At 46.7% G+C, this 25,178-nt stretch carries 27 protein-coding genes; 7 read left to right on the plus strand and 20 right to left on the minus strand.

Annotation, left to right across the window (positions count from 1 at the left end; all coding sequences use genetic code 11):
• Nucleotides 1-58: 58 nt before the first annotated feature.
• The 3 genes from msrB to AC58QG_RS06925 form a co-directional block, all read right to left on the minus strand.
• On the minus strand, nt 59-1,042 hold the full coding sequence (gene msrB / locus AC58QG_RS06915; protein WP_497361354.1) for a peptide-methionine (R)-S-oxide reductase MsrB: 984 nt from the start codon (nt 1,040-1,042) through the stop codon (nt 59-61).
• Nucleotides 1,043-1,158: 116 nt separating this feature from the next.
• Complete coding sequence (locus AC58QG_RS06920; RefSeq protein ID WP_497361355.1) at nt 1,159-2,091, minus strand: manganese-dependent inorganic pyrophosphatase; 933 nt, start codon at nt 2,089-2,091, stop codon at nt 1,159-1,161.
• Nucleotides 2,092-2,272: 181 nt separating this feature from the next.
• Complete coding sequence (locus AC58QG_RS06925; protein WP_497361356.1) at nt 2,273-3,124, minus strand: polysaccharide deacetylase family protein; 852 nt, start codon at nt 3,122-3,124, stop codon at nt 2,273-2,275.
• A gap of 207 nt (nt 3,125-3,331) precedes the next feature.
• On the opposite strand from AC58QG_RS06925, the gene AC58QG_RS06930 reads away from it, so the two are divergent.
• Nucleotides 3,332-3,478 (plus strand): hypothetical protein, encoded by a 147-nt coding sequence (locus AC58QG_RS06930; RefSeq protein WP_497361357.1) that lies wholly within the window; start codon nt 3,332-3,334, stop codon nt 3,476-3,478.
• A gap of 49 nt (nt 3,479-3,527) precedes the next feature.
• A complete protein-coding gene (locus AC58QG_RS06935; protein ID WP_497361358.1) occupies nt 3,528-4,505 on the plus strand; it encodes an NIDO-like domain-containing protein in 978 nt (325 codons plus the stop codon).
• A 47-nt stretch (nt 4,506-4,552) separates the two neighbouring features.
• Here the strand turns inward: AC58QG_RS06935 and AC58QG_RS06940 are convergent, their stop codons facing one another.
• The 3 genes from AC58QG_RS06940 to AC58QG_RS06950 are packed head-to-tail and all read right to left on the minus strand — an operon-like array spanning nt 4,553 to nt 6,469.
• The gene (locus AC58QG_RS06940) at nt 4,553-5,107 is read right to left on the minus strand and encodes a DUF1697 domain-containing protein (protein ID WP_497361359.1); all 555 of its coding nucleotides are present in this window, start codon (nt 5,105-5,107) and stop codon (nt 4,553-4,555) included.
• A gap of 46 nt (nt 5,108-5,153) precedes the next feature.
• Nucleotides 5,154-6,014 carry an HAD-IIB family hydrolase gene (locus AC58QG_RS06945; protein WP_497361360.1) on the minus strand — a complete coding sequence of 287 codons (861 nt, stop codon included), beginning with the start codon at nt 6,012-6,014 and terminating at the stop codon, nt 5,154-5,156.
• The gene (locus AC58QG_RS06950; protein ID WP_497361361.1) at nt 6,011-6,469 is read right to left on the minus strand and encodes a GNAT family N-acetyltransferase; all 459 of its coding nucleotides are present in this window, start codon (nt 6,467-6,469) and stop codon (nt 6,011-6,013) included. Before AC58QG_RS06950 ends, AC58QG_RS06945 begins: the two co-directional genes overlap by 4 nt.
• Nucleotides 6,470-6,638: 169 nt before the next feature.
• Here AC58QG_RS06950 and AC58QG_RS06955 point away from each other — a divergent pair, with 169 nt between their 5' ends.
• The 3 genes from AC58QG_RS06955 (at nt 6,639) to AC58QG_RS06965 (ending at nt 8,692) form a co-directional block, all read left to right on the plus strand.
• The gene (locus AC58QG_RS06955; protein WP_497361362.1) at nt 6,639-7,415 is read left to right on the plus strand and encodes a threonine/serine exporter family protein; all 777 of its coding nucleotides are present in this window, start codon (nt 6,639-6,641) and stop codon (nt 7,413-7,415) included.
• 1 nt (nt 7,416) lies between these two features.
• Nucleotides 7,417-7,848, plus strand: coding sequence for a threonine/serine exporter family protein (locus tag AC58QG_RS06960; protein WP_497361363.1), 432 nt, complete (start codon nt 7,417-7,419; stop codon nt 7,846-7,848).
• Between the two features lie 148 nt (nt 7,849-7,996).
• Complete coding sequence (locus AC58QG_RS06965; protein ID WP_497361364.1) at nt 7,997-8,692, plus strand: class I SAM-dependent methyltransferase; 696 nt, start codon at nt 7,997-7,999, stop codon at nt 8,690-8,692.
• A gap of 37 nt (nt 8,693-8,729) precedes the next feature.
• Here the strand turns inward: AC58QG_RS06965 and AC58QG_RS06970 are convergent, their stop codons facing one another.
• The 8 genes from AC58QG_RS06970 to AC58QG_RS07005 all read right to left on the minus strand — a co-directional run bounded on the left by AC58QG_RS06970 (nt 8,730) and on the right by AC58QG_RS07005 (nt 16,505).
• Nucleotides 8,730-9,176 carry a hypothetical protein gene (locus tag AC58QG_RS06970; protein ID WP_497361365.1) on the minus strand — a complete coding sequence of 149 codons (447 nt, stop codon included), beginning with the start codon at nt 9,174-9,176 and terminating at the stop codon, nt 8,730-8,732.
• Between the two features lie 60 nt (nt 9,177-9,236).
• Complete coding sequence (locus tag AC58QG_RS06975; RefSeq protein ID WP_497361366.1) at nt 9,237-9,584, minus strand: ASCH domain-containing protein; 348 nt, start codon at nt 9,582-9,584, stop codon at nt 9,237-9,239.
• An 89-nt stretch (nt 9,585-9,673) separates the two neighbouring features.
• On the minus strand, nt 9,674-9,847 hold the full coding sequence (locus tag AC58QG_RS06980; RefSeq protein WP_497361367.1) for a hypothetical protein: 174 nt from the start codon (nt 9,845-9,847) through the stop codon (nt 9,674-9,676).
• Between the two features lie 96 nt (nt 9,848-9,943).
• Nucleotides 9,944-10,945 (minus strand): aldose 1-epimerase, encoded by a 1,002-nt coding sequence (locus AC58QG_RS06985; protein ID WP_497361368.1) that lies wholly within the window; start codon nt 10,943-10,945, stop codon nt 9,944-9,946.
• 194 nt (nt 10,946-11,139) lie between these two features.
• The gene (gene araA, locus AC58QG_RS06990; RefSeq protein ID WP_497361369.1) at nt 11,140-12,627 is read right to left on the minus strand and encodes an L-arabinose isomerase; all 1,488 of its coding nucleotides are present in this window, start codon (nt 12,625-12,627) and stop codon (nt 11,140-11,142) included.
• Nucleotides 12,628-12,696: 69 nt separating this feature from the next.
• On the minus strand, nt 12,697-14,376 hold the full coding sequence (locus tag AC58QG_RS06995) for a ribulokinase (protein WP_497361370.1): 1,680 nt from the start codon (nt 14,374-14,376) through the stop codon (nt 12,697-12,699).
• Between the two features lie 85 nt (nt 14,377-14,461).
• Nucleotides 14,462-15,565 (minus strand): GntR family transcriptional regulator, encoded by a 1,104-nt coding sequence (locus AC58QG_RS07000; protein ID WP_497361371.1) that lies wholly within the window; start codon nt 15,563-15,565, stop codon nt 14,462-14,464.
• A gap of 97 nt (nt 15,566-15,662) precedes the next feature.
• On the minus strand, nt 15,663-16,505 hold the full coding sequence (locus AC58QG_RS07005) for a helix-turn-helix transcriptional regulator (protein ID WP_497361372.1): 843 nt from the start codon (nt 16,503-16,505) through the stop codon (nt 15,663-15,665).
• Between the two features lie 111 nt (nt 16,506-16,616).
• On the opposite strand from AC58QG_RS07005, the gene fabF reads away from it, so the two are divergent.
• Nucleotides 16,617-17,852: a beta-ketoacyl-ACP synthase II gene (gene fabF, locus AC58QG_RS07010; RefSeq protein ID WP_497361373.1), complete on the plus strand. Its 1,236-nt coding sequence runs from the start codon at nt 16,617-16,619 to the stop codon at nt 17,850-17,852.
• A 622-nt stretch (nt 17,853-18,474) separates the two neighbouring features.
• Here fabF and AC58QG_RS07015 read toward each other — a convergent pair.
• From AC58QG_RS07015 to AC58QG_RS07025, 3 genes are read right to left on the minus strand one after another with little or no spacing between them, the layout of a single operon-like run.
• The gene (locus AC58QG_RS07015; RefSeq protein WP_497361374.1) at nt 18,475-18,984 is read right to left on the minus strand and encodes a CBS domain-containing protein; all 510 of its coding nucleotides are present in this window, start codon (nt 18,982-18,984) and stop codon (nt 18,475-18,477) included.
• On the minus strand, nt 18,959-19,711 hold the full coding sequence (locus tag AC58QG_RS07020) for an SDR family NAD(P)-dependent oxidoreductase (RefSeq protein ID WP_497361375.1): 753 nt from the start codon (nt 19,709-19,711) through the stop codon (nt 18,959-18,961). Before AC58QG_RS07020 ends, AC58QG_RS07015 begins: the two co-directional genes overlap by 26 nt.
• A gap of 42 nt (nt 19,712-19,753) precedes the next feature.
• Complete coding sequence (locus tag AC58QG_RS07025) at nt 19,754-20,503, minus strand: SDR family NAD(P)-dependent oxidoreductase (protein WP_497361376.1); 750 nt, start codon at nt 20,501-20,503, stop codon at nt 19,754-19,756.
• A 161-nt stretch (nt 20,504-20,664) separates the two neighbouring features.
• On the opposite strand from AC58QG_RS07025, the gene AC58QG_RS07030 reads away from it, so the two are divergent.
• Nucleotides 20,665-21,567, plus strand: coding sequence for a LysR family transcriptional regulator (locus AC58QG_RS07030; RefSeq protein ID WP_497361377.1), 903 nt, complete (start codon nt 20,665-20,667; stop codon nt 21,565-21,567).
• 65 nt (nt 21,568-21,632) lie between these two features.
• On the opposite strand, the gene AC58QG_RS07035 is transcribed toward AC58QG_RS07030, so the two are convergent.
• Genes AC58QG_RS07035 through hrpB form a run of 3 tightly spaced genes read right to left on the minus strand, consistent with a single transcriptional unit; the run spans nt 21,633 to nt 25,128 of the window.
• A complete protein-coding gene (locus AC58QG_RS07035; protein ID WP_497361378.1) occupies nt 21,633-21,896 on the minus strand; it encodes a hypothetical protein in 264 nt (87 codons plus the stop codon).
• The gene (locus AC58QG_RS07040; RefSeq protein WP_497361379.1) at nt 21,889-22,608 is read right to left on the minus strand and encodes a lipase family protein; all 720 of its coding nucleotides are present in this window, start codon (nt 22,606-22,608) and stop codon (nt 21,889-21,891) included. The genes AC58QG_RS07035 and AC58QG_RS07040 overlap by 8 nt, the downstream gene beginning before the upstream one ends.
• Nucleotides 22,609-22,641: 33 nt before the next feature.
• Nucleotides 22,642-25,128 carry an ATP-dependent helicase HrpB gene (gene hrpB / locus AC58QG_RS07045; RefSeq protein ID WP_497361380.1) on the minus strand — a complete coding sequence of 829 codons (2,487 nt, stop codon included), beginning with the start codon at nt 25,126-25,128 and terminating at the stop codon, nt 22,642-22,644.
• Nucleotides 25,129-25,178: the final 50 nt, after the last annotated feature.

A 25,178-nucleotide genomic window follows, 5' to 3' on the forward strand; every position in this document is an offset into this window, starting at 1 on the left:
GCTTCAACGCTCTATACTTCAATGTATGCGTCAAAGCTCGGGACTTACCTGCTACGTATTACTTTCCTTCGAAGTATCGAAGAAATGCGCCGTAGCCTTCCTTCTCCATATCTGCCAATGGAATAAAACGCAGGGATGCGGAATTGATGCAATACCGAAGACCATTCGGGCCAGGACCATCATTAAACACATGACCCAAATGTGAATCCGCTTCTGTGCTTCTTACTTCTGTACGGATCATGAAATGACTCGTGTCTGTTACTTCTTTCACATGACCCTCGAATAATGGCTTGGTGAAACTAGGCCAGCCGCAGCCAGAGTCGAATTTGTCGTAAGAGGTGAACAAAGGCTCGCCTGAAACGATATCGACATATAGACCTACCTCATGTGAATCGTGGAATTCATTTTCGAAAGGACGTTCTGTTGCATTATTTTGTGTAACCTCAAATTGCAAAGGTGTGAGTGCTTTCTTGCGTTCCTCTTTATCCTTCGCAGTGTTCCAGAACTTCGAAATATACGCATCGCGTCCAGAGCCTTTGCGGTACGCTTTGTATCGCAGCGGATTTTTATGGTGATAGTCCTGATGATACTCTTCCCCAGGGTAAAAGGCTTCGGCATCGATGCGCACGATTTCCGTTACGATTGGACGATCGAATCGGCCACTATCCTGTAGCGCTTGCTTGGACGCCTCAGCTTTGGCTAGCTGCTCATCGCTATGAGCAAAAATCGATGTCCGATAGGATGATCCACGATCATGGAATTGTCCTCCCGCATCCGTTGGATCAATTTGGCGCCAGTACGTATCTAATAGCTTTTCGTAGGGATATAGCGCAGGGTCAAAAGTAATTTGCACAGCTTCTGCATGACCCGTCGTCTCTGAGCACACTTCTTCATACGTCGGGTTGCTCGTGTGCCCACCTATATAACCGGAAACAACGGAAATAATACCTGGCAGTGACTCGAATGGTGTTACCATACACCAGAAGCATCCTCCCGCAAATGTCGCTTTATCTGAATGAACGCCTTGAATGTTATCTGTCATGTTTCAAACACCTCTTTCTCAAAGTATCCTCTTATCATACCAAATGTTTGTGGTAACACCAAAAACACCGTCCATCGAAATGAACGGTGCTCGTCTAAGTACTAGCGCTATGTATCCTACAAGTTGTTGAAAATGTCTGTAAGTACAGGCACGATTTGTGATTTACGGGAAACAACGCCTTTAAGTACCGCTTTGTTGTCAACAAGAGATACGTTGTAAGCTTTCTCAACAGCATCAGCTTTGCGTCCAAGAGCAAGACCTACGGAATCATTGTTCAAAATGTCTGTTACGACAAACAAGAACAAGTCTAGGTTTTTCTCAGCGATAATCGCTTGAAGTGCTGTTTCGATTTCAGCTTGTTGGGATAGTACATCGTTTACGTCAACCGCATTGACTTGTGCGATTTCGACTTTGTAGCTGCCCATTTGGAATTCTTTGGCATCCAAAGAAATTAATTGTGCAACGCTTTTGTCGCTTAGATCCGCTCCTGCTTTAAGCATGTTCAGACCATAAACTTCAGCGTCTACACCAGCGATTGCAGCTAGCTCACGCGCAGCAGCAACGTCTTGCTCTGTGCAAGTTGGGGATTTGAAAAGCAAGGAATCAGAAATGATAGCAGAAAGCATCAAACCAGCGATGTTAGCATCGATGGAAACACCGTTTTCTTTGTACAATTTATTTAGAATCGTTGCTGTGCAACCAACCGGCTCTGCACGGTAGTAAAGCGGATGGCTTGTTTCGAAGTTAGCAATACGGTGGTGGTCAATGACTTCCACTACGCGAACTTGATCGATATCGCTAGCACTTTGTTGGCGCTCAACATGGTCAACCAAGATTACATTTGCTGCTTCGTTCGCAACGGTTTGAACTTCACGTGGAGCTGCTACTTTGAAAGTATCAAGCGCGAACTGTGTTTCGCCGTTAATGGAACCAAGACGAACTGCTTCTACTTCTTGACCTAATTTAGTTTTCAGTGCAGCGTATGCAATTGCGGATGTGATTGAATCAGTGTCCGGATTTTTATGTCCGAAAATAAGTGTTTTTGACATTGTACGACTCCTTAAACGACATTTTTTGTGAGAGGTTATCATCTCTATATACGATTATACTCAAAATTCTGGGTCAATCCACTATTAAACTCGGAACCTGCCAAAATCCACTCAAAATGATTGGTAAATTGTCAAACTTAGTAGACTAACACAACTATCACAAGGCTAAAATGCATCTCGCCTACTGTGGCGTCGGCTCGGACAATTCCTGTACCCAATCTTCGAAAGGTTTTTGGCTGTCTACGACAATGCGATGCAGCTCCAACGGATGTTGCTCCGATGAGGCCCAGCCTGGGAGCGTCGTAAAGGCGTAGCGAAAGTGGGCCTTTCGCAGAATCCGTAATGTCGTGCGATTGTAATCGCCATACGGATAAGCAAACGTATCCGCTGGTTTACCCAGCTCTTGCTCTATAAGAGCGCGCGCTTGGAGAATCTCTTCGCGCTGTTCTTTCTTGCTGAGCTTAGGCAGATGAGGGTGCGTCACGGTGTGCGACGCAATATCCCACCCTGCCGCGCTCAGCTGTTTGACTTGTGGCCAGGTCAGGTAACCTGGCGTATCGATAAGGCCCGTCGACAAGTACAGCGTCGCCGGAAAGCCGTGCTTCTGGAGGATGGGCAACGCCACCTCCGCATTATTGGCATAGCCGTCATCGAACGTGAGCAGCACGGGGTGAGCCGGTGGCGGCAGCTTGTATGTGAGGACGCTGGCAAATTCATTCAGCGTCAACGGGGTGTAGTGATGCGCGGCCAAATAGTCCATTTGGCGCGCGAACGCATCGGGGTGGAGCACGTACGTGTTCCCCGGGGCCACCCCGATGCTGTGGTAGTTCAGCACGGGGATAGCGACCCCGTGCTTAGCCATCGCTGGCGAGGCCTGGGCTTGTGCTGGTGCTGCGGAGCTCGCCAGCACAAGGCACGCGAGCAGCATGGCTTGCATTGTGGAAACCGCGTGAGTGTAATTCCTCGCAGTCGTTGCTCGAATAGCACTCACTGTTTTCAGAGTGCACACTAACTTTTGCAATCGTGTTCGCATAGATCGCCTGCCTCTTATTGAACATACACGTCCAATGGTTGATCTCCTAAGGCTCCCCTATTCCCGCACCTCATATGCAAAAAATCCCAACTAATAGTTGTCTTAGTGAAACTAAAAAATCCTCCTTCTGAAACACATTTTAAGATTCGTCCTCACCAATCTACCATTTTTTTCATTAACTAGTAGTAGAGTTAGGAGGTGTTGAAAATGAAAGAGATGATTCAAAAAATTGTTTCCTATGAACCCTATTTCGAAGAATTGGTTACGGCTATGCAAGAATTATTTCATGAAGGCAATCTTGATTTAGAGGCTCAGGCGCGTCTACAACAACTTCTCCAAGGCGTACACCTTTAATAGGAATCGTGAAGAAATTATATGCCAATAGCATAAGGGGGTTATGATAATGAGTTTGATTGTAAGTCCACCAGTGGGACAGCGACTGAATCTTACTGATGATAGTTTCATTTCCGTACCGTTTGGTGGAGGCTTTACCTTCACCTTTTACGGTGTTGTTTATAACAGTGTTTTTGTTAATTCCAACGGTAACTTAACCTTTGGCGCAGGTGATATCGCATTCAATGAATCAGTTCCGGCTTTTATTGGAGGCAGGCCAAGAATTGCACCGCTCTGGGACGATCTTGACCCTGATCCATTCCCACCACTTAATCCATTTGCCGGTGGAGGCGCAGTTTTCGTGAGACAGGAACCCGACCGATTCGTTGTAACATGGTATAGTGTCCCTGAATTCGCAGCTGATAATACAAATACGATGCAAATCGTACTGTTTAACACCGGTGTAATCGGTTTCGCTTATGATCGCCTAGATTCCAATGATGGCTTAGTTGGTGTTGCAAGCGGAGCTGGAGGCCCCTCTAGTATCTTTCAATATAATGGTACGACAAACCCACCTGTATCGATTTTCAACGGTCCACAAGGTCAACTGGATTACACTCAGTTGTATTGGGAATTCGATGGAACTAATTATATTCTTGCTATCTTCGATAAAATGAAGGTGGAGGACGGGGAGCTGAAATTCGATAGTCCCAAGATCAAATTCGGAATTGAAGGTAAAATTAAACTTAATAGTAACAGCAATGGAATAGACCCTGTGAATGAGCATGTTGTCGTACAGGTCAATAGACAAACATTAGCCCTAATTCCACCCGGATCCTTTATCCAAAACGGAAATAAGTACGAGTACTCAAATGCGGAAACGAAGATTAAATTTAAAGTTTACGGTGATACTGTCAAATTTGAGATCAAGTTCCATCAGTTAGCAGTCATTGGTATTGATAATCCACTCCGAGTCGGACTTGCTATCGGTGGCGATTTCGGGTCAACCCTGATCCCTCTCTTCGGAGAAATTGATCTAGATAAATAAATCTAACTACCAGGGGTGTGACTACATAGATACACCCCTTCACCCCTTTACTTATTGGAACTACTTCCCGCTAGCTGAATCAACTTATTCACCGTTTCCCAATTTCGAGTGGTGGCAGCTACACCCAACTTCTTCTCAATAAAGTTGTTACTGAATTTGGAATCCCCATAGTTTTTACGAATGAGCAGATACACAGTTAAACCCTTAAGATGGTACTCGTCCACTTCACTCTGCGCGGCATCTAGCTTGGCAAGAGCTGCCTCTGTCGGGGCTGCAGCTAGAAATGTGACATACCTTTGCTCATTTTCATCCACATTAACAGTCGGGTATGGCGTGTCTTCAACGACCTCTTGCAGCTCAGCCGGGGTCCGAATAATGACAGGGATGTCGAACGTTAACTGTACTTTTAGCTCATGTACAATTCGATCACGAAGGGTGGCCGGGTCCACCTCTTCACTATCAAAAATCACATTCCCACTCTGGATATACGTACTTACATTCGTGAAATCCATTGATTCGAACAGCTGTCTAAGCCTGTCCATTTTAATAATTTTCTGACCACTTACATTAATTCCACGCAACATAGCGACGAACCGAGCCATTGCATACCCTCCTTTTCACTCGTTCTACTCACCAATTCCCCACAGCTTACCCTACTTCATTTACATGCAACCCACTCGTACGAGAAGCGATATACACAGCTACGCCATCCTCATCATTACTAACGACAATCTCATCCGCCATTAGCAAAATATCAGGATGTGCATTGGCCACAGCAACTTTATGGCCTGCTTCAAGGAACATGCCGGTGTCGTTCAGATTATCACCGAAAACCGTGACTTCCTCAGACGTACAGCCAACTAACGCTGCCCATAAACGCAAGCCCATCTGCTTATTGGCTTCTGGATGACTAAATTCAAGGAAGTAATGCCCCTCTATGTAGTTATCCTTCATCAAATGGATGTGAACCTCAGAACCCAACATTTCCTGAACAGCAGCCCTCAGAGGAAGCAGTTCTTCTAACAAACCGATATAAGTCAGAATAAGCGTACGCAAAGCTTCCGAACAGTGGAGCTCTTCCACCTCTTGAAATCTAGGATCATTCGGCCGACTAGCCAAGAATTGAAGATCCCCCTTGCGTTCCAACCGCTCATGTAGAACTCGCTCGTTATCCTGCTCATCTAGTGCGAACAGCAGTGGCGTGATGCCCAACGATTTACCCATTTTAATAATCGTATTACATCGCTCACTGTCCAACCAGCGTCCATCTAGCACTCGCTTCTGGATGGGATCAAACAACATCGCGCCATTATATAAAACGAGTGGATACCGCCACGGTATGTCCGAAACGACAGCTTGTGAGCTCTGATAGCTTCGTGCAGTCGCGTAACTAACAACAGCTCCCTGCTCAAGTGCTTGCGCAAGTACACTAACCGTATAGTCAGATGGCTTGGCATGAGATCGCAACAAGGTTCCGTCCAAATCCGTCAAAAAATAGTTTGTTTTCATGCGATTTTCTTCTCAAAGCATAGACTGCTCTTGCTTCCGATATACTCTCCAAAACAGGGAATCGAATAATATCCACATTTGGTATAAAACGCAACGGCTTCTGGCTGCGCTTCGCCAGCTTCTAGACGAATTGTATGATGCCCCAGTCGCAGCGCTTCATTTTCTAGAAAAGCAAGCAGTTTCGTCGCTATTCCTTGTTTGCGATAGGTCGCGTCAACGAAGAAACGCTTTAGCTCTGTACATTCCTGATTAATCGGACGTAAAGCACCACAACCGACCGGAATGTCATCCAATAGCGCAACAGCGAACGTAATCCGCTCAACAGAAGGATCATTAAAATCTACGAAATAAATATCCTCTATCGGGTATCTTGCCATTAAATCTTGATCCAACTTCGCTATTAAAGCATGTAAAATAGGGTCCGTATGTTGAACGAATTTGATCTCCAAGCTCATTCGGTGTCTCCTCCAAGTCCTTGTTTGTGTCAGTAGTCATTTTTATCCAAGCATTATAGCACAAACGAACAAAAATTTGCTCAATCCTCTCTTCCCCCTCATTTTCAATATCTTCCATTATGATTTATACTTAGGTCAATTACTTCAAAAGAGAAAGGATACGGATCACATGGCGCAGCAGCCTGCAGCGACGAATTATGAAATCGCACAAGTGTGTTTACTCGCTGGTAAAATCATGCTGGAAAACGGCGGCGAAACCTATCGGGTGGAAGATACGATGACCCATGTTGCCGAAGCCTTTGGTATTCCGAATTCCCATAGCTTTGTCACGCCTACGGGGATTATTTTCTCAATCGACGGGCCTGAACAGACGACTCGATTGATTCGCATCTCTTCGCGGTCAACCGACTTAAGGAAAGTAACTGTGGTCAACGCGATTTCTCGCCGGATCAGTCAAGGAGAGCTATCACCTTCAGCAGCGTATCAGGAGCTTGAAAACCTCAATTCGGATAAGCGAAGATACCCCACTTGGTTCCAAGCGTTAGCCGCAGCAATTGCTAGCGGTTGTTTTCTCATCATGTTTCAAGGCGAGTGGTCCGACTTCTTCCCTGCCTTCTTAGCGGGCGGAGCTGGTACGATAGGCTTAACTTATTTCCATCGTTTAGTTCCGATCAAATTCTTCGCTGAATTTCTCGCGTCCTTAATCATTGGACTTATTGCCTACTTAACGGTTAAGACCGGGCTTGGGCATAATATTGATAAAATTATTATTGGCTCCGTCATGCCGCTGGTGCCTGGACTCCTGATTACGAATGCCGTGCGCGATTTGATGGCAGGTCATTTCGTATCTGGCGTTTCGAAAGGTGCCGAAGCCTTCTTAACCGCCTTCGCCATTGGAGCAGGTATTGCCTTTGTATTAACATTTTATCCAGGGAAGGGGTACTAACATGGACATGTTAGAGCAGCTTGTCACAAGCTTCATATCGACTTCCGCTTTCGGCATCATTTTCAACGTACCTCGAAGAACGTTAGTACAGTGTGGTTTTGTGGGAATGATCGGTTGGATGCTCTATATCTCTTTTCAAAAAGCATTGTTAGATCCGATCCTAGCCACGCTTATTGCGTCCTTTGTTGTCACGATTATTAGTCAATTTTTCGCGAAAATATATAAAACACCTGTGATCGTTTTTAGTGTGTCGGGTATCATCCCACTTGTCCCAGGAGGACTAGCTTATGACGCGATGCGCAATGTTGTTCAAAATCACTATGATGTGGCTGTACAGCTGGCTGCGAAAGCTTTTCTGCTCTCTGGCGCAATCGCCATAGGTCTGGTATTTTCGGAAGTTATTAACGTACTTTTCAGACGTTCAAGAGCCTAACCTAGTCATACAACCAATAACACCTTGTTAGTCAATAGGTTTTACCTATAACTCTATGCCTTTTAACTCTTGGATTTTTTTCCAACTCCCCTTTACACTAGGGGTATAGAACAAATAAACCAAGGATAAGTAATGGAGTTGATGACAAATGAACGACAATGCCAACCATCACATTTTAACGAAATTCGATGAAATTGCCCAAAAGTACGACAGTCAGCGGAGAAAGTTGATTCCTTGCTTTGATGATTTTTACAATACGGCTGCTTCCTTAGTCCAATTGAGCCATGAAACGCCACGCATTCTTGATTTAGGCGCTGGCACAGGACTTTTCTCATCCTATATACAGCGAATGTATCCGCAAACGAGGTTAACCTTGATTGACCTGTCGACGGGTATGCTCGACATTGCCAAAGAAAGATTCGCAGACGCGGGAGTTGCTGAAGTGACTTACCTTGTCGGAGATTATTCGACCTTTGAGGATCCAGAGCCTTATGATGCGATCATCTCCTCCCTTTCGATTCATCATTTGGAGGACGATGCTAAACAAGCGCTATTTTCACGCATTTTCCAACTATTAAAGCCAAATGGCGTATTTGTTAATGCAGACCAAGTATTAGGCCAAACCCCATGCCTCGATAGCTTATACCGTTCAGATTGGGTGGCCAAGATTGAAGCAACAGATCTATCCCAAGAAGCGCTGCAAGCAGCCTACGAGAGGACCAAACTGGATCGAATGGCTCCGTTAGACACGCAGCTTGGTTGGCTTCGGGACTCCGGCTTCAAAGATGTGGATTGTGTCTACAAGTCCTATAATTTCGTCGTGATGTATGCGAGAAAGCCGTAACCCGCTTTAGGAGCGCATGTGCTTTTCTCGCTCTGTTTTACCAGATCATCGGTTTGGACACCATGAACCACATCATTGCAAGCGTAATGATCACATACAAGATTAAAGCTTTCCGGAGCTTATTGACGAGAAGATCACGATCTTCGTGAGGAGCTTTCAGCTGTCGTAGAAGTGGCGAAAATGCACGTGCGATGAAATAAAGCGAAGCTACCATGATCAATACCGTAGCGACAATCCAGGAGGTTTTCCAGCTCCAAGCCGTTATCCAAGTCAGCAGAATGCCTGTAGCAACCAGCACATGTCCTGCATGCTTCGTTAGACGTACTGTAATCCGAAACGGCTCTAGGTAATCAGGAAGCTGATCAAACGGGGCTCTACGGATAAGTGCAAGTAAAGGAAAAAGGACGAAATAAGGGCCGATGCTTAATACAACGCTAAAAATATGAATATATAGCATGACAATATACCAAGACAAATTAATCATCCATTCTATCGATAATGTGAATAAACCGTGTGAATCCTAGGATCCACACGGTTCTTTGTGTTATTCTGCTTTTTGAAATTCGTGTACCCATACTTTCATCTGTGGCAGCCAAGGCATACCAGGATGCATAGCAAGAATACTGTCGCGATACTCATCAACGGTCTCGTGACCTTCTTGTTTCGCATGCTCAGGTGTCAGATCGCCAAGCGCTTGTTGATACACGTTGGTTACCGTAAAAGCTGTGCCTTGCAAATCCATCGTTTCACCAATATCCGCATAACGTCCATTACGACGACAAGCTGTTTTTTGACCAGCAAGCACTTTGCTTACTTCTGCTTCTTTCGTTACAAGTCGATCGATGGAGCAGGTTTTTGGTGGTAAAGTTTCATTTACGTTCGTTTCACTCATGTTAGTTCCCTCCTTTTGCCAGTTTTTATTATAGCGAATCCCACCCACTTTGTCGAACTGAGACGTTTCTTGGTATCCATAAGCCGCTATTACTCACGCAAAGCCTCTTTAAGTTTCGTTGACATGCTCTCCATTGAACCCGACGCAGGCGGTTTAACGCCGCGAAGTCGCGCGATTTCCGCTTTCAATCGCTCATTTTCAAGCGTTAACGCCTCTACTTTTGCAATGATCTGCTCGCGATCCAAGTGATCCCACTTTCCCATTATCCATACACCTCCGACTATAAAAATACCCCCTCCTCGCAAGTCGATCATCCCATCGGATTCTCTCCATGCATCAAAGGGGGTGGTTCCTATCGCTTATTTCGTGATTTTGATCGTATATAATCGAGCTGTTTCTTCCCAAACTTCTCCTGGCTCTAAGGTAACAAGTCCGATTTGATCCGCAGGCAGATCCACATTCGGCGCATTGACCAAATTCATTTGCGGCTCTGGGCAGAAGAAGCCTTCTGTTTTGCCGTTGTTCCAGATCATCCACTGCTTATAAGAAGTCCCTACATCATAGACTAGTTTGATGCCTTCACGTGCATCTGTCAATGCCATGAAGTTTCGGCTATTTTGCGGAACACTTGTATAATGATTATCCATGCCTTCAAAGAATGGCGACAGACCGCCAACTTTCATCTTCTCTTCATCCGCGGTTAGCGCTTGATACTCGCCTGTTGGCAGCATACGCTCATTCAACGCCCAACGCTCGCCGATTGTCATTTGGAACGTATAATCGGAAGGCTGACTGTTGACAGCAAAAGGCGCATTAATCGTCGTATGGAAGGCTAACAAACACGGCATGGCTTCATTGCCTTCATTATGTACAGAAATAACTTGGTGCAAACCTTGCTCATTTAAGGTGTAAATCAAGCGGATTGTGAAATCAAAAGGTAAATACTTATATACGGAATGTCCTTCTCTAACTTGTAGAGCGAGCGAAACACGACTTTCATGACCGTCAGCACTGAAATTCTCTACAGCCCAAGGAATATCATGAACAAAGCCATGCAGATGATTGCCTGTTTTAGGTTCATTGACTGGGAATTGAAACACTTTCCCTTTCCAAGGAAATTTACCATCCTCATAACGATTGGGTGGGAACAAAACAGGGATCCCATGAATGATCGGGCGTTCTTTAAACGAGGCCATTTCATCCAAACTAGGCTCGCGCAAGAAGCGATACTCTTTTTCTATATCACGAAAAGCGACTAGATTTGCACCCACATCTGGCAAAACAACTGCTTCATAACGTCCAGCCTGCAGCCAAATCGCTTGTTCTCCGTTGTACGTTCCTTCATACGCTTTAGTAGACATCCTAATCGTTCTCCTCCTAAGTAACTAGCTACTTCTATCCAAAATGTGGACAGGCTTATTTGATTTTACTTTAGCCGATATTTCTTAAAGAAGTCAATGGACATAAAAAGCTTTTATATAGACAAATATGACATTCGGAATTCGATAGAAAAACCCGAGGCTGAGAGCCCCAGGTCCTAAAGACTTCCTGTTTATTAGCGTTTCCAAACCGCGTCATTCCAGCGAAGTTCATTGCGGAATTGCAACGGTGAAGTGTTTTTATTAATGATCACAACTTCAATACCAGCAAGCTCTGCCCAATCCACAAGCTGCTCTGTGCTCACCGTGTAAGAGAACACCGTGTGATGAGCGCCGCCAGCATAAATCCAAGCTTCTGCAGAATCGTTCAAGGAAGGCTGCGGCTTCCACAATACACGTGCAACTGGCAGTTTCGGCATCGATTGAACCGGTTGAACAGCATCCACTTCGTTAATCAACAAGCGGAAACGGTTCCCCATATCGATCAGTGAAGCATTCAATGCTGAGCCTGAAGCACCGTCGAAAACAAGACGCGCTGGATCCGCTTTGCCACCGATACCAAGCGGGTGAACTTCGATTTTCGGCCGAGTCGCCGCAATCGTTGGACAAATTTCAAGCATATGCGCGCCGAGCACAAGCTCGTTGCCTGGTTCCATATGATACGTGTAGTCCTCCATGAAGGACGTCCCTTTGTTGTTCGCGATGATTTTCATTACACGCAGCAATGCCGCTGTTTTCCAATCGCCTTCGCCGCCAAAGCCGTAGCCTTGCTCCATCAGACGTTGAACCGCAAGTCCTGGCAATTGTTTAAGGCCATGCAAATCCTCGAACGTCGTTGTAAATGCACCGAAGCCGCCTTCTTGCAGGAAGCCTTTCATCCCAAGCTCTATACGCGCTTGTTCGCGAATGGCTTCACGAATTGGACCTGCTGTACGCCCTTCAGGCGTTATATCGTAAACTTCATTGTATTCATCCATGAGTTGATCTACTTCAGCTTCAGAGATGTCCCCAACACGTTGTACAAGGTCACCTACACCGTACCCATTGATGGACCAGCCGAATTTAATTTGCGCTTCAACTTTATCACCTTCGGTTACGGCAACATGACGCATATTGTCACCAAAACGAGCAACCTTCAAGCTGCGCCCTTCAATGAAGGCCACCGATGTACGCATCCAACCTGCGATACGCTCAAGAACAGCTGGATCTTCCCAGTAACCAACAACCACTTTACGAGAAATCCCCATACGAGCTCCGATGAAACCATACTCACGGTCACCGTGAGCAGCTTGGTTCAAGTTCATGAAATCCATATCAATGGTTTCCCATGGGATATCACGGTTGAATTGTGTATGTAAATGAAGCAACGGCTTGCGGTACTCCGAAAGACCTGCAATCCACATTTTTGCTGGTGAGAACGTATGCATCCACGTGATAATTCCCGCACAGGAGTCATCGGCATTCGCATCTAGGCACAATCTACGAATCGCATCAGGCGTAGTTAGAACAGGTTTAAATACGAGTTTGCTTGGAATGCCTTCTGCACGATCAATACCAGCTGTGATCTGTTTGGAGTGTTCATCTACTTGAAGTAGAGTTTCAGGTCCGTACAAATGTTGACTACCCGTGACAAACCAAAATACTTTTTCAGAAAAAGGGTTCATGAGCTTAATGCCTCCTAGGATAATGAGATGATGAATAATATCAATTTACGTTCGTTGATTAACTAATAATTAATGACGTGCTTCCTCGCGAATCGAGCGAAGTCGTTTCATGACATCATTGTCACCGCGACCAAAATAGTCATGCAGCTTGCTATACTCTTGATATAGCTTCTCGTATACAGCCACATTCTCAGCAATCGGCTTGAACGTTTCTTTACGAACACGAGCCATTTGCTTCGCGGCATCCACGATGCTGTCATAACCACCTTTGTCTGCACCTGCTGCCACTGCTCCGAACATCGCAGCACCTAGCGCTGGGGTTTGTTTGGAATCGGCGATTTTAATTTCACGATTCGTTACATCTGCGTAAATTTGCATCAAGAGATGATTCTTCTGCGGCAATCCGCCACAAGCGTACAGCTCTTCAACTTCAACCCCGTTGCTGTGGAAAGCATCGACAATTTTACGTGTTCCGAAAGCGGTAGCTTCCAGCAGCGTGCGATAAATTTCTTCTGGCTTCGTAAGCAAGGAATAACCAAGAATAAGTCCATTTAACTCTGTATCTACAAGCACAGAGCGGTTACCGTTCCACCAATCCAAAGCGAGCAATCCTGTTTCGCCTGGTTTGTAAGCGGATGCACGACGCTCCAGCCATTCATGTACATGGATGCCTTCATCTGCAGCAGCTTTTTCCACATACGCAGGAACACCTTGCTCCACATACCATGCGAAAATATCGCCAACCGCTGATTGCCCTGCTTCATAACCTAAGTAGCCAGGAATGATGCCGTCTTCAACAACGCCGCACATGCCTTCTACTTCTTTCTCCTCTGTGCCAAGCAGCATGTGACAAATGGACGTCCCCATCGCCATCACTAGCTTGCCTGGTGTAACCACGCCAACGCCTGGTACCGCTGCATGCGCATCTACGTTACCAACAGCAATTGCTGTTCCAGCTACTAGACCCATGCGTTCTGCCATGTCAGCTGTCAGTTCTCCAGCTTTCGTGCCCAAGGCAACAACATCACCGCGAAGCTTCGTTTCTGTTACATTGACAAGACGCGGATCCAATGCTTTGAAGAAATCTTGGCTTGGATAACCATCTTGTTTATGCCAAATGGATTTGTAGCCAGCTGTACAGCTATTGCGTACGATCTCGGATTGACCTGTCATTTGGGAGACAACCCAATCTGTCGCTTCTAAGAAACGATCAGCTTGCTCATAAATGTCAGGCGCTTCATTCAAAATCTGCCATACCTTAGCGATCATCCATTCGGAAGATATTTTACCGCCATAACGAGGTAAGAAAGCTTCCCCTCTGCTCGCTGCAATCTCATTGATGAGCGTAGCTTCATCCTGTGCGGCATGATGCTTCCAGAGCTTTACCCAGCTATGTGGGTTCGAGGAAAGCGCTGGTTGGAAGCAAAGCGGTTGACCTTCTTTATCAATAGGAAGCATTGTGCATGCTGTGAAATCAATTCCCAAGCCGATGATGTCAGCTGGATCTACACCAGATGCACGTACAACTGCAGGAACAGATTGTGTTAGTACATCAAGATAATCTTGTGGATGTTGTAAGGCCCAATCGTACTCTAACTTCACACCGGACACCGGCAGTTTTTCATCAATAACATTGTGCGGATACGGCGTAACGTGATCTGCCACCTCTGTGCCATCACTCAAATCAACCAGAACCGCACGTCCTGATTCCGTACCATAGTCAACACCTATCGCATATTTCTTAGACATCGGGAACCTCCTTCAAAATTGTACCTTTTGCTTGTTACTAGTATAACACTTGTACGTACAAGTTGACTACCCCCCATTTTTCAGATTAAGAAATGCGAATTGTTGATTCCCGGATGATTAATTCTGGCTTGTACACTTTTCCTGTTTCACTGCCGCTAACACGCTTATTCTCGATCATATCAATAAGAATACCCGCTGCATCACTGCCTAGTTCGGTTTTGGGATGCGAAAGGGACGTCAACTTCACCTCTGTTGCCGTAGCCAGATTCGAGTCATCGAACCCGATCATCGAGATGTCTTGTGGCACCTGCAAGCCAAATGTACGTACAGCTTCAAGAAGGTGAATCGCAAGCTCATCATTGTAGCAAACGAAAGCAGTTGGACGATCTTCTACAGCACCGTGTTCAAGCATGGCAATCGCACTCTGATAAGGCTTTGTCCGCTTTTCTTCCGTCGTATAATGAATAACGAATTCTGGAAGCAGTGGGATCTGGTAATGTTGATGCGCTCGTATAAAACCTTTTAATCGATTCACCCCTTGTAAATCATCCGTTTTGAAAAAGCCCGCCAACCGCCGATGCCCAAGCTCAATCAAATGCTGTGCCGCCTTGAAGCCACCCTCTTCATCATCCACAATCAAAGAGGGACAGTTCATCTCAGGGTATCGCTCGTTGATCATAAGATAAGGGATATGCTGGTAATCCAAGGACAAATAATAACTAAGATTCGGATTGCCCTCTGCGCTCTTCGTTGGCTCAATAATAAGTCCACTCAGCGGCTGACTCATCATCATATTCAAACTCTCGCGTTCCTTCGCCTTGTCATTATCCGTTGAAGAAAGCAGCAATCTATAGCCTCTCGCCCGCAGTGCAGCCTCTGCCCCCCTAACAATATGGGGAAAAATATAATCTGAAATATAGGTCGTCAGGATACCTATGGTTTGTACGTCACGTGATTTTTGAGTTAGAGGCGTAGAGACGAAGGTCCCTTTGCCTTGCATCCGATAAAGCCAACCTTCCTTCTCCAGTTCTCCAAACGTCTGCCTTACCGTCTGCCGACTCATTTGAAACTGCTCGGCAATTTCATTTTCGGAAGGCATTTGATCATTAGGCTTGAGCCTTCCCGTATGTAACCAGGACAAAATTTCCTGTTTTAATTGTTGATATTTCGGTAATTGCTTTTCTTTCATACTTCACCTCAAGGCTTTGATTGTGAACGTATTATACCACCCGTTCAACTTGTATGTACATATTTGTATGTGAGGATGTTGATGCACGAAATGGCTGCTATTCGCCTAATTTGCTCATTAGCAGTCTAATTTTCGTATCTGTATCGGACCCAATCGACGGGGTATACACGCTGCATCTCAGATCCGTTCGCCCTTGCACCTGCAAAGTTGTTAGATCGAACAACATTTTCCCCACCTTAGCATGTCGAAATTCAATGAATACTTCAGGCGCGGTACTGACATCACTCTCATTCCAAAAAGCACGAAAATCCTTGCTCCGCTCACTCAATTCCTCAATAAATTCACTATACCAATTATCCCCCACGTATTGTCCATAATAGGAACGAAACATCGACAAGAAGCCTTTTGCAAAGTCGCTCCAGTTGACCGCCAGTGCTTTCAATTCTTTTCGTGTAAAAAGCAGCCAAATCATATTGCGCTCCCCCTCCGGAAGCTTAGCAAAATCGAGAAACACAGCCGCAGCCGCTTGATTCCAGCCAACGATATGGCATCTGCGATCGGACACAATGGTAGGACAATCATGAAGCTCCTTCAAAATCCGATTTAAAGCCGGACTGATCGTCGGTATTTGATTAACAAAGCTCGTTGGCGCTGGTTGCTCAAGGGCTAACATGAACAAATACTGCCGTTCATCCTCATTAAGTTGCAATGCTAATGCAATGCGATCCAGTACTTGTACGGACATTTTGATGTCTCGTCCCTGTTCCAGCCAGGTATACCAAGTCGTACTCACTCCCGCTAGCGTTGCGACCTCTTCTCGGCGCAAACCTGGCGTACGCCGCCTGCTTCCGCCTAGTAATCCAACTTCATGCGGCTGAATGCGTGACCGATGTGCCATTAGAAAGTTGGATAATTCCTGAAGCCTCTCCTTCGTGTTCATGCCAAGATTCCTCCTCAGCCTAGTATCATAGAAGCCATTATACCAGTATAAACGGTAACTTGTAATAGGATACATAGTATGACATTCTAAATAAAAAAGGAGGACGACGATATGAAACGTGTGGTTATTACAGGGATGGGAGTCATTACACCAATAGGAAATCAGGTAGAGACGTTTTGGGGGAATTTGACCAAGGGGCAATCTGGCATTTCTAAAATAGATCAGTTCGACACCTCGGATTACAAAACGAACTTTGCAGGCATTGTTCGGGATTTCGATGCCGAGGCTGCAGTTGGACGGCGTGAGGTACGCCGCATGGATCGGTACTGCCAGTTCGCGGTTGCTGCGGCCAAACAAGCCATTGATGATGCGGGGCTTGTCATTGATGCCTCCAACGAGGAGCGCGTTGGCGTCTATATCGGCTCTGGTATTGGCGGGATCCAAACGATCTTGGACAACTATCGAACGCTGTTGTCCAGAGGGCCAAGCCGTGTCAGTCCAACTGTTGTTCCGATGATGATTGCTAATATGGCGGCAGCACAAGTTAGCATCCTGTATGGTGCGAAAGGGCCTTCCTTGGCTCCTGTAACTGCCTGCGCTACGGGCAATAATGCGATTGGCGAGGCATTCAAGCTCATCCAGCGCGGAGGCGCAGATGCCGTTATTGCCGGAGGCGCCGAAGCGACGGTCACCGACCTCGCGCTCGCAGGCTTCGGCAATGCAACCGCGTTGTCGACGCGCTGTGACGCGCCGGAGCAGGCGAGCCGCCCGTTCGACGCGCAGCGCGACGGATTCGTCGCCGCCGAAGGCGCCGGCGTGCTTGTTCTAGAGTCGCTGGAGCATGCGGAGCGACGTGGGGCTCACATCCATGCCGAGATCGTCGGCTATGGATCAACCTCGGACGCCTACCACATCGTGGCGACCGATCCAGAAGGCTCGGGCGCCTACCGAGCCATGCGCGAAGCGCTGGTTGATGCGGGGATCGACGCGTCGGAGATCAGCACGATCAACGCACACGCGACGAGCACTGTCGCGGGTGATCTCTCCGAGACGCTGGCGATCAAACGTCTTCTTGGCCGCGGCGCATACGATGTGCCGATTAGCGCGAACAAGTCGATGATCGGTCATATGCTAGGCGCCGCCGGCGGTGTTGAAGCTGTCGCGCTGATCAAAACCTTGCAGGACGGCCTCATCCCTCCGACCATCAATTTGGACAATCCTGATCCACAGTGTGATCTTGATTATGTACCGCATGTGGCGAGGCGTGCGGTTCTACAGTACGGGTTATCAAGTTCATTTGGGTTTGGTGGGCATAATGCGGTGTTGATTTTGAAGCGGTTTGGATGAGACAACTCCCAATTATATACAAAAAAGCTGGCACCACTATACTCCTCACAAATTTAGCTTACTAACAAATTTCAAATAATGTCAGTTGTAAAATGATTCTATGAAATAGTATCGATCAATGATAGTTTCATCCACACAGGAAGCAGGTCAAAACTAACAAGAATTTGGCGAGTTTACAGCATGTAACTACTGTTTTGTCAGAACAGCAGCTTGAAAATAAAAAAACCGCGCTTGGATCGAGAGAACTCATCGATGTCGGTATCCGACTGTATCCGCGCGCGAACTGGAGTACGAGTTTTCGAGCTCGTTTGGGTTTGGCGGGCATAATGCGGTTTTGATTTTGAAGCGGTTTGGATGAGGGCACTTTCAATTCTTACCTAAATTGCTGGCACCACTATACTCCTCACGAATTTAGCTTACTAACAATTTTCAAATAATGTCAGTTGTAAAATGATTTTATGAAATAGTAACAATCAATGATAGTTCATCCTCATGGGAAGCTCGTTAAAACTAAGAAGAATTTGGCGAGTTTAGGCATGTAACTACTGTTTTGGCAGAATAGCAGCTTAATATTAAACAAAAAACCGTGCTAGGAAGCACGGTTTTTTAAGGTCGGCACTTCTCAAGCAAGGTTCTCTGCATAGATATGACGTAGGATATCACCACGACTAATAATGCCAACGAGAACTCCGTCACGTTCAACAGGCACTTTTTTTATCTGCTTATGAGCTAGGATCTCAGAGACTTCTTCGATGTCGGTATCCGACTGCACCTTAATCACTTTACGCTTGGCAATTTTCATGATGTTCACATGTCTTATGTGATCACAACGAAATCCAAAGGGTTCGCCATTTTCAAAATAATGTGTCATAAAGAAACCAGTATCGATTACTTTAAGTTTATGTTTGCCAATCATTCTGAGAATATCCCCATCACTTATAAAACCAATGATTTCATTGTAGTCGTTAACGATTGGCAAACCACTAATCCGATATTTGATTAACTTGTCAATAGCATCTCCAACCGAATCACTTTCCTTTAACTTATGAACAAGGCAAGTCATGATCGCTATTGCAGTTGATGCGATGTCCCCACATTTTTCGAGTCTATTTGAAAGAAGCATACCCGTCATCTACTTTAATGGTACTTCCATTGATCCCGCTTGCCGCGTCAGACGCGAGGAATAATACGGTATCGGCGATTTGATCTGCATTCAAAAATTCGCCGTGCATATGTTTTTGTGCGATCGGATCTTCCATACCTCGATCTTTTAAACCTTTAACAATATTCGTGTGGACAAATCCAGGAGCAACGCCAACAACTCGAATATTGTAAGGAGCTAGCTCGAGTGCTGCTACTTGGGACATCATAACAACGGCAGCTTTTGCAACGTTATACCCGAATGCATTCGTCGTAGCAAGAAACCCCATAACCGATGCTGTGTTGATAATGGTACCTCCATGACCAAGTTCTTGCATTTTCCGACCTGCTGCCAAAATCCCATAATAAACACCGTCTTGATTGATTCGAGTTACTTTATGATACAAGTCGGGCGTGTGCTGCAATAGTGGCGCAGCGGCTCCAATCCCTGCGTTATTAAACATCACATCAAGTCTTCCATACGTGGTTACGGCAAAATCGACCAGAGCTTCAACTTGTTCGAATTCGCCAACATCAGCCTTTTTAAAGGAAGCTGCTGCTCCCAAAGCCTTAATCATCTCAACCGTTTCTAAACCTGTTGTTTCGTTGTAGTCGGCTACCACAACTTTGGCACCCTCTTGTGCAAATTTCAGACAAGTTTCTCTGCCAATCCCGCTGCCACCACCAGTAATAATGGCTACTTTATTTTCGAGTCTCATTTGACATTACCTCCACATCAGATATTTTTTCATTCCAATCTATTAAGCGGTCATACCGCCGTCGATGACCATCTCTGTACCGGTGATAAAGCTGGATTCGTCGGAAGCAAGAAACACAACCAAATCAGCGACTTCTTCTGGTGTTCCGACTCTATTCAGTGGAATGCCTGCTGCCAGTTGCGTTGTTGTTACTTGTTTCCCAGAAGCGACCGCATCGCCCATTTGCGTTTGAATGACGCCAGGATGAATGGAGTTGACGCGTACTTGGTGCGTTGCAACTTCTTTTGCCAAGTCCTTTGACATAATACGAACTGCGCCTTTGCTCGCACCGTATAGGGTAGTATCCGCGCCTCCTTTAATGCCTGCAACCGATGAAGTGTTAATAATCGAGCCGGTCATTTGAGCAACCATCGTTGGCACCACATGCTTCATACCTAAAAACACGCCGATGACGTTAATTCCTAGTACGGTTTGCCATTCTTCTACCGCATAGTCAGTAACAGGTTTCGTGCTATAAATGCCGGCATTATTGAACAAAATATCAACAGTTCCGAATTTTCCAATTGTTGTGTTAACGACTACACTCCAGTCCGCTTCCTTTTGAACATCATGCTTTATAAAAACAACCTCTTCCGAGATCGCTTTGAATTCATCTAACGTCTGATTGCCGAGTTGCTCGTTGATATCGGTAAAGACGACTTTTGCGCCTTGTTCTAAAAACTTTTTGACGGTTGCCTTGCCAATTCCACTTGCTCCACCTGTCACGATTGCTGTTTTTCCTAGTAGTCTCATGATTCAAATCTCCTTTTAGTAATCATGTAGCAAGCCACAATATATGAACTAGAGAGTCATACATGCGCTGCAAAACTAGTATAACTTACGCATTAAAATAAATAAAATTAATGTTATTTACTTTATGATTAGTTATACTAATGTTATGAAGGAGCGAATTTATGAAATTAGAACAGATGCACTACATAATTGAAGTCGCAAAAACGAAATCCCTTACGATGGCTGCAAGCAATCTAAACGTAACACAATCTGCCGTTAGTCAGTCGATTGCTAGTTTGGAGTCGGAGCTTGGACTTCCGATTTTTAATCGTTCGCGTTCAGGTGTTGTGCCTACGAAAGAGGGCATGAGCATCATTCAAACTGCGTTGGAAGTCGTAACTAAACTGCAGGAAATGAAGGAAAGAGTATTGCGATTATCACAAATGATGCAAGCAGAATTGCGAGTAGCGTCCCTACCAGGGGTAATGAGCTCACTTGTGAGAACTGTTTCCAGCTTTAAAAATGATTACCCCGATGTGTCTTTCCGCATTATTGAGGGTTCTTCCGATATTATCTTGCAAGAAATTAGACAAAACAACATTGATTTAGGATTGGTCGGGCTAAGAGGTGAGTCATCAATTGAGGCAGGATTGAGCTTCGATTGTATTTGGAAGGGGAAAATCGTTGTCGGGGTTTGGAAGAACTCCCCGCTCGCTGCCAAAAAGAGAATCACGCCTGCTGACATGCAGAAATGCTCTTTCGCTTTGTATGATGAAGCCTATCTTCATGATTTTCTGCATGACTTTTCTGAACATTATGGTGCACTACCGATTTTATTTAGGAGCAATAATCCAAATGCGATAGCTACGGCTTTGAAAGAAAACCTAGCAGCAACAATTGGTTATGATTTTTCTTTTTTTGATAGTCCCTATGCCTTGAGTGGAAATCTGGTTATGCTCGAGATCGAGGATGTGGAGCAAGTGCCGATTCAACTAGGATGGGTACGTTCAGGGGTGGATAAAAATGCTCAAGTATCCAACCTATTTATTCAACGATTTTTACAGCATTTTCAAATTAAACGATAACGACAATAAGCCGCGCATACCAGCGCGGCGATGACTTAGCTAACCTTGGTGAGGTTCGTTTGAATTTACTTCGCCACAGCTTCCCGCGCCGCGTTTACAAGCAGATCAAACCACTCATCTTCCTCTAATAATTCCTCGACCGCCTCGATATCCTCTTCTTTGCCGGATTCGCGCAGAAAGTGAAGAGCATAGCTCCAGTCGTTTTTGCCTTTAGGGCTTTGAAGGGTGATTTCATACGGATGCTCATGGCCTTCGACTTTAAACTCAACATGTCCGAGGTAACCATCTTCTTTGCTGTGTTCCATACTTGCTTTCAAAATTTCAATCATGTTCAACATCCTTTTCAATTGTTTGCAGCCATGTCCAAATGGTGTGCATGGTTGTTTGTAAATTCGTTGCCTCTTGCCATATGTACGGAGGATGGTCTCGAAAATAATCCGCATGCCCGCCAATGATGGGGAGCATATGAAAATGGACAGGAGCATGTTTCATGCGATTCCATTTGCGCAGACCTAAGCCTATCCGACTCCACCCTCCCCAGGTGCCAAGACGTGGAACCAGATCTCGCGTTTGATTAAGCTGATTTGTCGCATGCACATACAGCACTTTGTGCTTTAATGATAACGGAATCGCACACTTCGGGGATCCAATTTGGATCACACCAAGGATGTCGCAGCCGCGACGTTCAAGCTCATTGGCTGCCAAGATAGAGGCTATGGCTCCAGCGCTATGGCCGATGAAAAGCAGCTTTTTTCCCTGCTCCATTGTAGATAAGACGAATTGCAGCAAGCTTTTACCGCCATGAACCGATTTCTTCCTATGGGCATTGTGCCACATATCACGTATGATTTCCTGCAACTGGCCTCGCTTCGAGCGATCCCAATCGCCATATGGAAAGTGAACATGAACACGCACATGTTTGCCAACTTGCTCATATCGCGAAGCAAGCTTAGCCGCAAAGTCATCTAGAAAATTAGACGCCGTTGCAAATCCAGCTGAAACATATATAACGATGCCTGCAGTATCAGCGTGAATACTCATGACTTGCTCCGTTCCCTTCTCGGATGAATGTGATTAGGTTCTAGGCTTCGCTCGATTCGTCGGAATCGCCGCCATGGGATCATCAGGCCAGTAATGCTTGGGATAGCGGCCTTTGAGATCTTTTTTTACTTCGAAGTATGCCTCTCGCCAAAAGCTCGCCAAATCCTTCGTCACCTGCATCGGCCGGTGTGCCGGCGATAACAAATGCAAGGTTAGAGGCACCCTTCCCTTGGCTATTCGTGGGGTATCTGCCAATCCAAACATCTCTTGCAAACGCACTGATAACGTTGGTGACTCCATATTACTATAGTCAACGGGGATGCGCGACCCACTCGGCACTTGAATGTGTGTAGGCGCCCATTCATCTAACGAACGGCGCTGCTCCCATGTTAGCATTTCCTCTAATAGGCTTGTCAAGTTAAGCCGGCTCAAGGCGCCTTTGCTTTTCACGCCATACAGATGTGGGCCAGCCCACTCTTCAAGGGTTTCAAGTAGTGTTTCGTCGCGAAGATCAGGCCAATTTTCCGTAAAACGGTGTAAAAAAATGCTGCGTTCCTGAAGCTGACGCGCTGATCGTGTCCAAGGCAGTACATCTAAGGATTCCGAACGTATCCCAGCAATCAAAGCTTGCAAGACCAGATCAGGATTAGGCTCCTGAAGCGGTTTATCTTTGAGTGTAAGCGCACCGAGCTGCCAGCGTTCTCTTGCTCTCACGGAACCAACTTCACTATCCCACTCTACAACCTGTTCCTTGCGGATGTGAGCTTCAAAAGCGGTGATCAGCTGCTCCTCCTCCAGAGGAGCAGCGAGATAGATCCGGCTCTCGATGCCGCTATCGTCCAGCTCCGCTGCGACGAGATACCGCTCATTCGAGAGCGGCTGCAGCTCCGGCAGCACGGCCCCGCGGCCGTTCGCTAGCGTAAACCGCCCCGCCGACCGCCGCTGTGCGACGCGGTCGGGGTAGGCGAAGGCGAGCAGTAACCCGCTCGCCTCTGCACGGCCCTCGCTCGGCTGCACGCCGAGCGACTGCATCAAGACCTTGGCCTCCGCCGCGATGCGGCGGCAAAGGCCAAGGTCCACACCCTCGCGCGCGTCGCCTCGCAGCGCGCGCCAGAGCACTTCGATGCGGCTGCGTACATCCGCATCTCTCTCTGCAGCGCGCATGAAATCGCGCTCGCTCAGCATGACCGCGAGCTCGCACGCCAGCGCGCCGAGCTCAAGCGGGATGGCTTGCAGCACCATGTGCGCAAGCCGCGGGTGCAAGCCTAACGCCGCGACACGCTTGCCGTGCGGCGTTAGGCTCCCGTTCTCGTGCAGCGCGCCTAGCTGCACGAGCAGTTCCCTCGCCTGCTGATACGCAGCAGCAGGCGGTGGGTCTAGCCAGACCAGCGCAGCGGGGTCTGGCGCGCCCCAGGCGGCAAGCTCCAGCGCCAGCGGGGCGAGATCAGCTTCGCGGATCTCGGGCGTAGAGCTCGGCGGGAGCTGCCGATGCTCGGTCTCGGTCCACAGGCGGTAACACACGCCTGGACCGAGACGCCCTGCCCGGCCTCTGCGCTGATCCGCAGAGGCGATCGACACCGGCACCGTCGTCAGACGGGTCATGCCGGTGCGGGTAGAGAAACGCGGCACACGCATGAGGCCGCAGTCAATCACAACCGTGATCCCTTCGACCGTCAAGCTGGTCTCCGCGATCGAGGTGGCGAGCACGACTTTGCGATGGCCTGGCGTACGGACGGCTGATAGCGCTTGGTCTTGTGCTTCTATAGAAAGATTCGCATACAAAGGTGCGATTTCTACTTCTTGACCTAATCGCAATCCGGCAAGTCCATTCGCAACACGATGAATTTCTGCTGCTCCTGGAAGGAAAACAAGCAAGCTTCCAGCATGCTCACGCAGCGCCTGCCCCACACTTGCTATTACCGCATTCTCTATTCTCCCTGAAACTTTTTGTTGAAGATAATACGTCTCAACTGGATAGGTTCGGCCTTCACTCTCAATAATCGGCGCATCATCCAATAATGCAGAAATCTCCTTTGCTTCCAAGGTTGCGGACATCAGTAGTATTCTTAAATCATCACGAATCAGCATTTGTGATTGACGAGACAACGCAAGTCCGATGTCTGCATGCAAGCTTCGCTCATGAAATTCATCAAATATGACGATGCCCACCCCATCCAGCGCAGGATCTTGCTGCAGCATGCGAGTCAGAACACCTTCAGTGATCACTTCAATCCGAGTCTTGGGTCCAACGCGAGTATCATTTTTCACACGATATCCTATTGTCTGACCGACTTCCTCACCTAACAGCCTCGACATGTAACGTGCTGCGGCGCGAGCTGCCAGTCTTCTAGGCTCCAACATGAGAATTTTTTGGCCTTGCAGCCATGCGGCCTCCAGAAGCGCTAATGGCACCTGCGTCGTTTTGCCCGCGCCAGGCTGAGCAACAACAATGGCGCAAGTTCGTTCTTGCAAAGTATTTATTAATTGCGGAATTACTGCGGTAATTGGTAACACATTCATGGGGTTCACTCCGAGCCTACCTTCTAATTAATGCGATGACATATTCATCC

The organism is Paenibacillus sp. J22P169 (assembly GCF_059691995.1).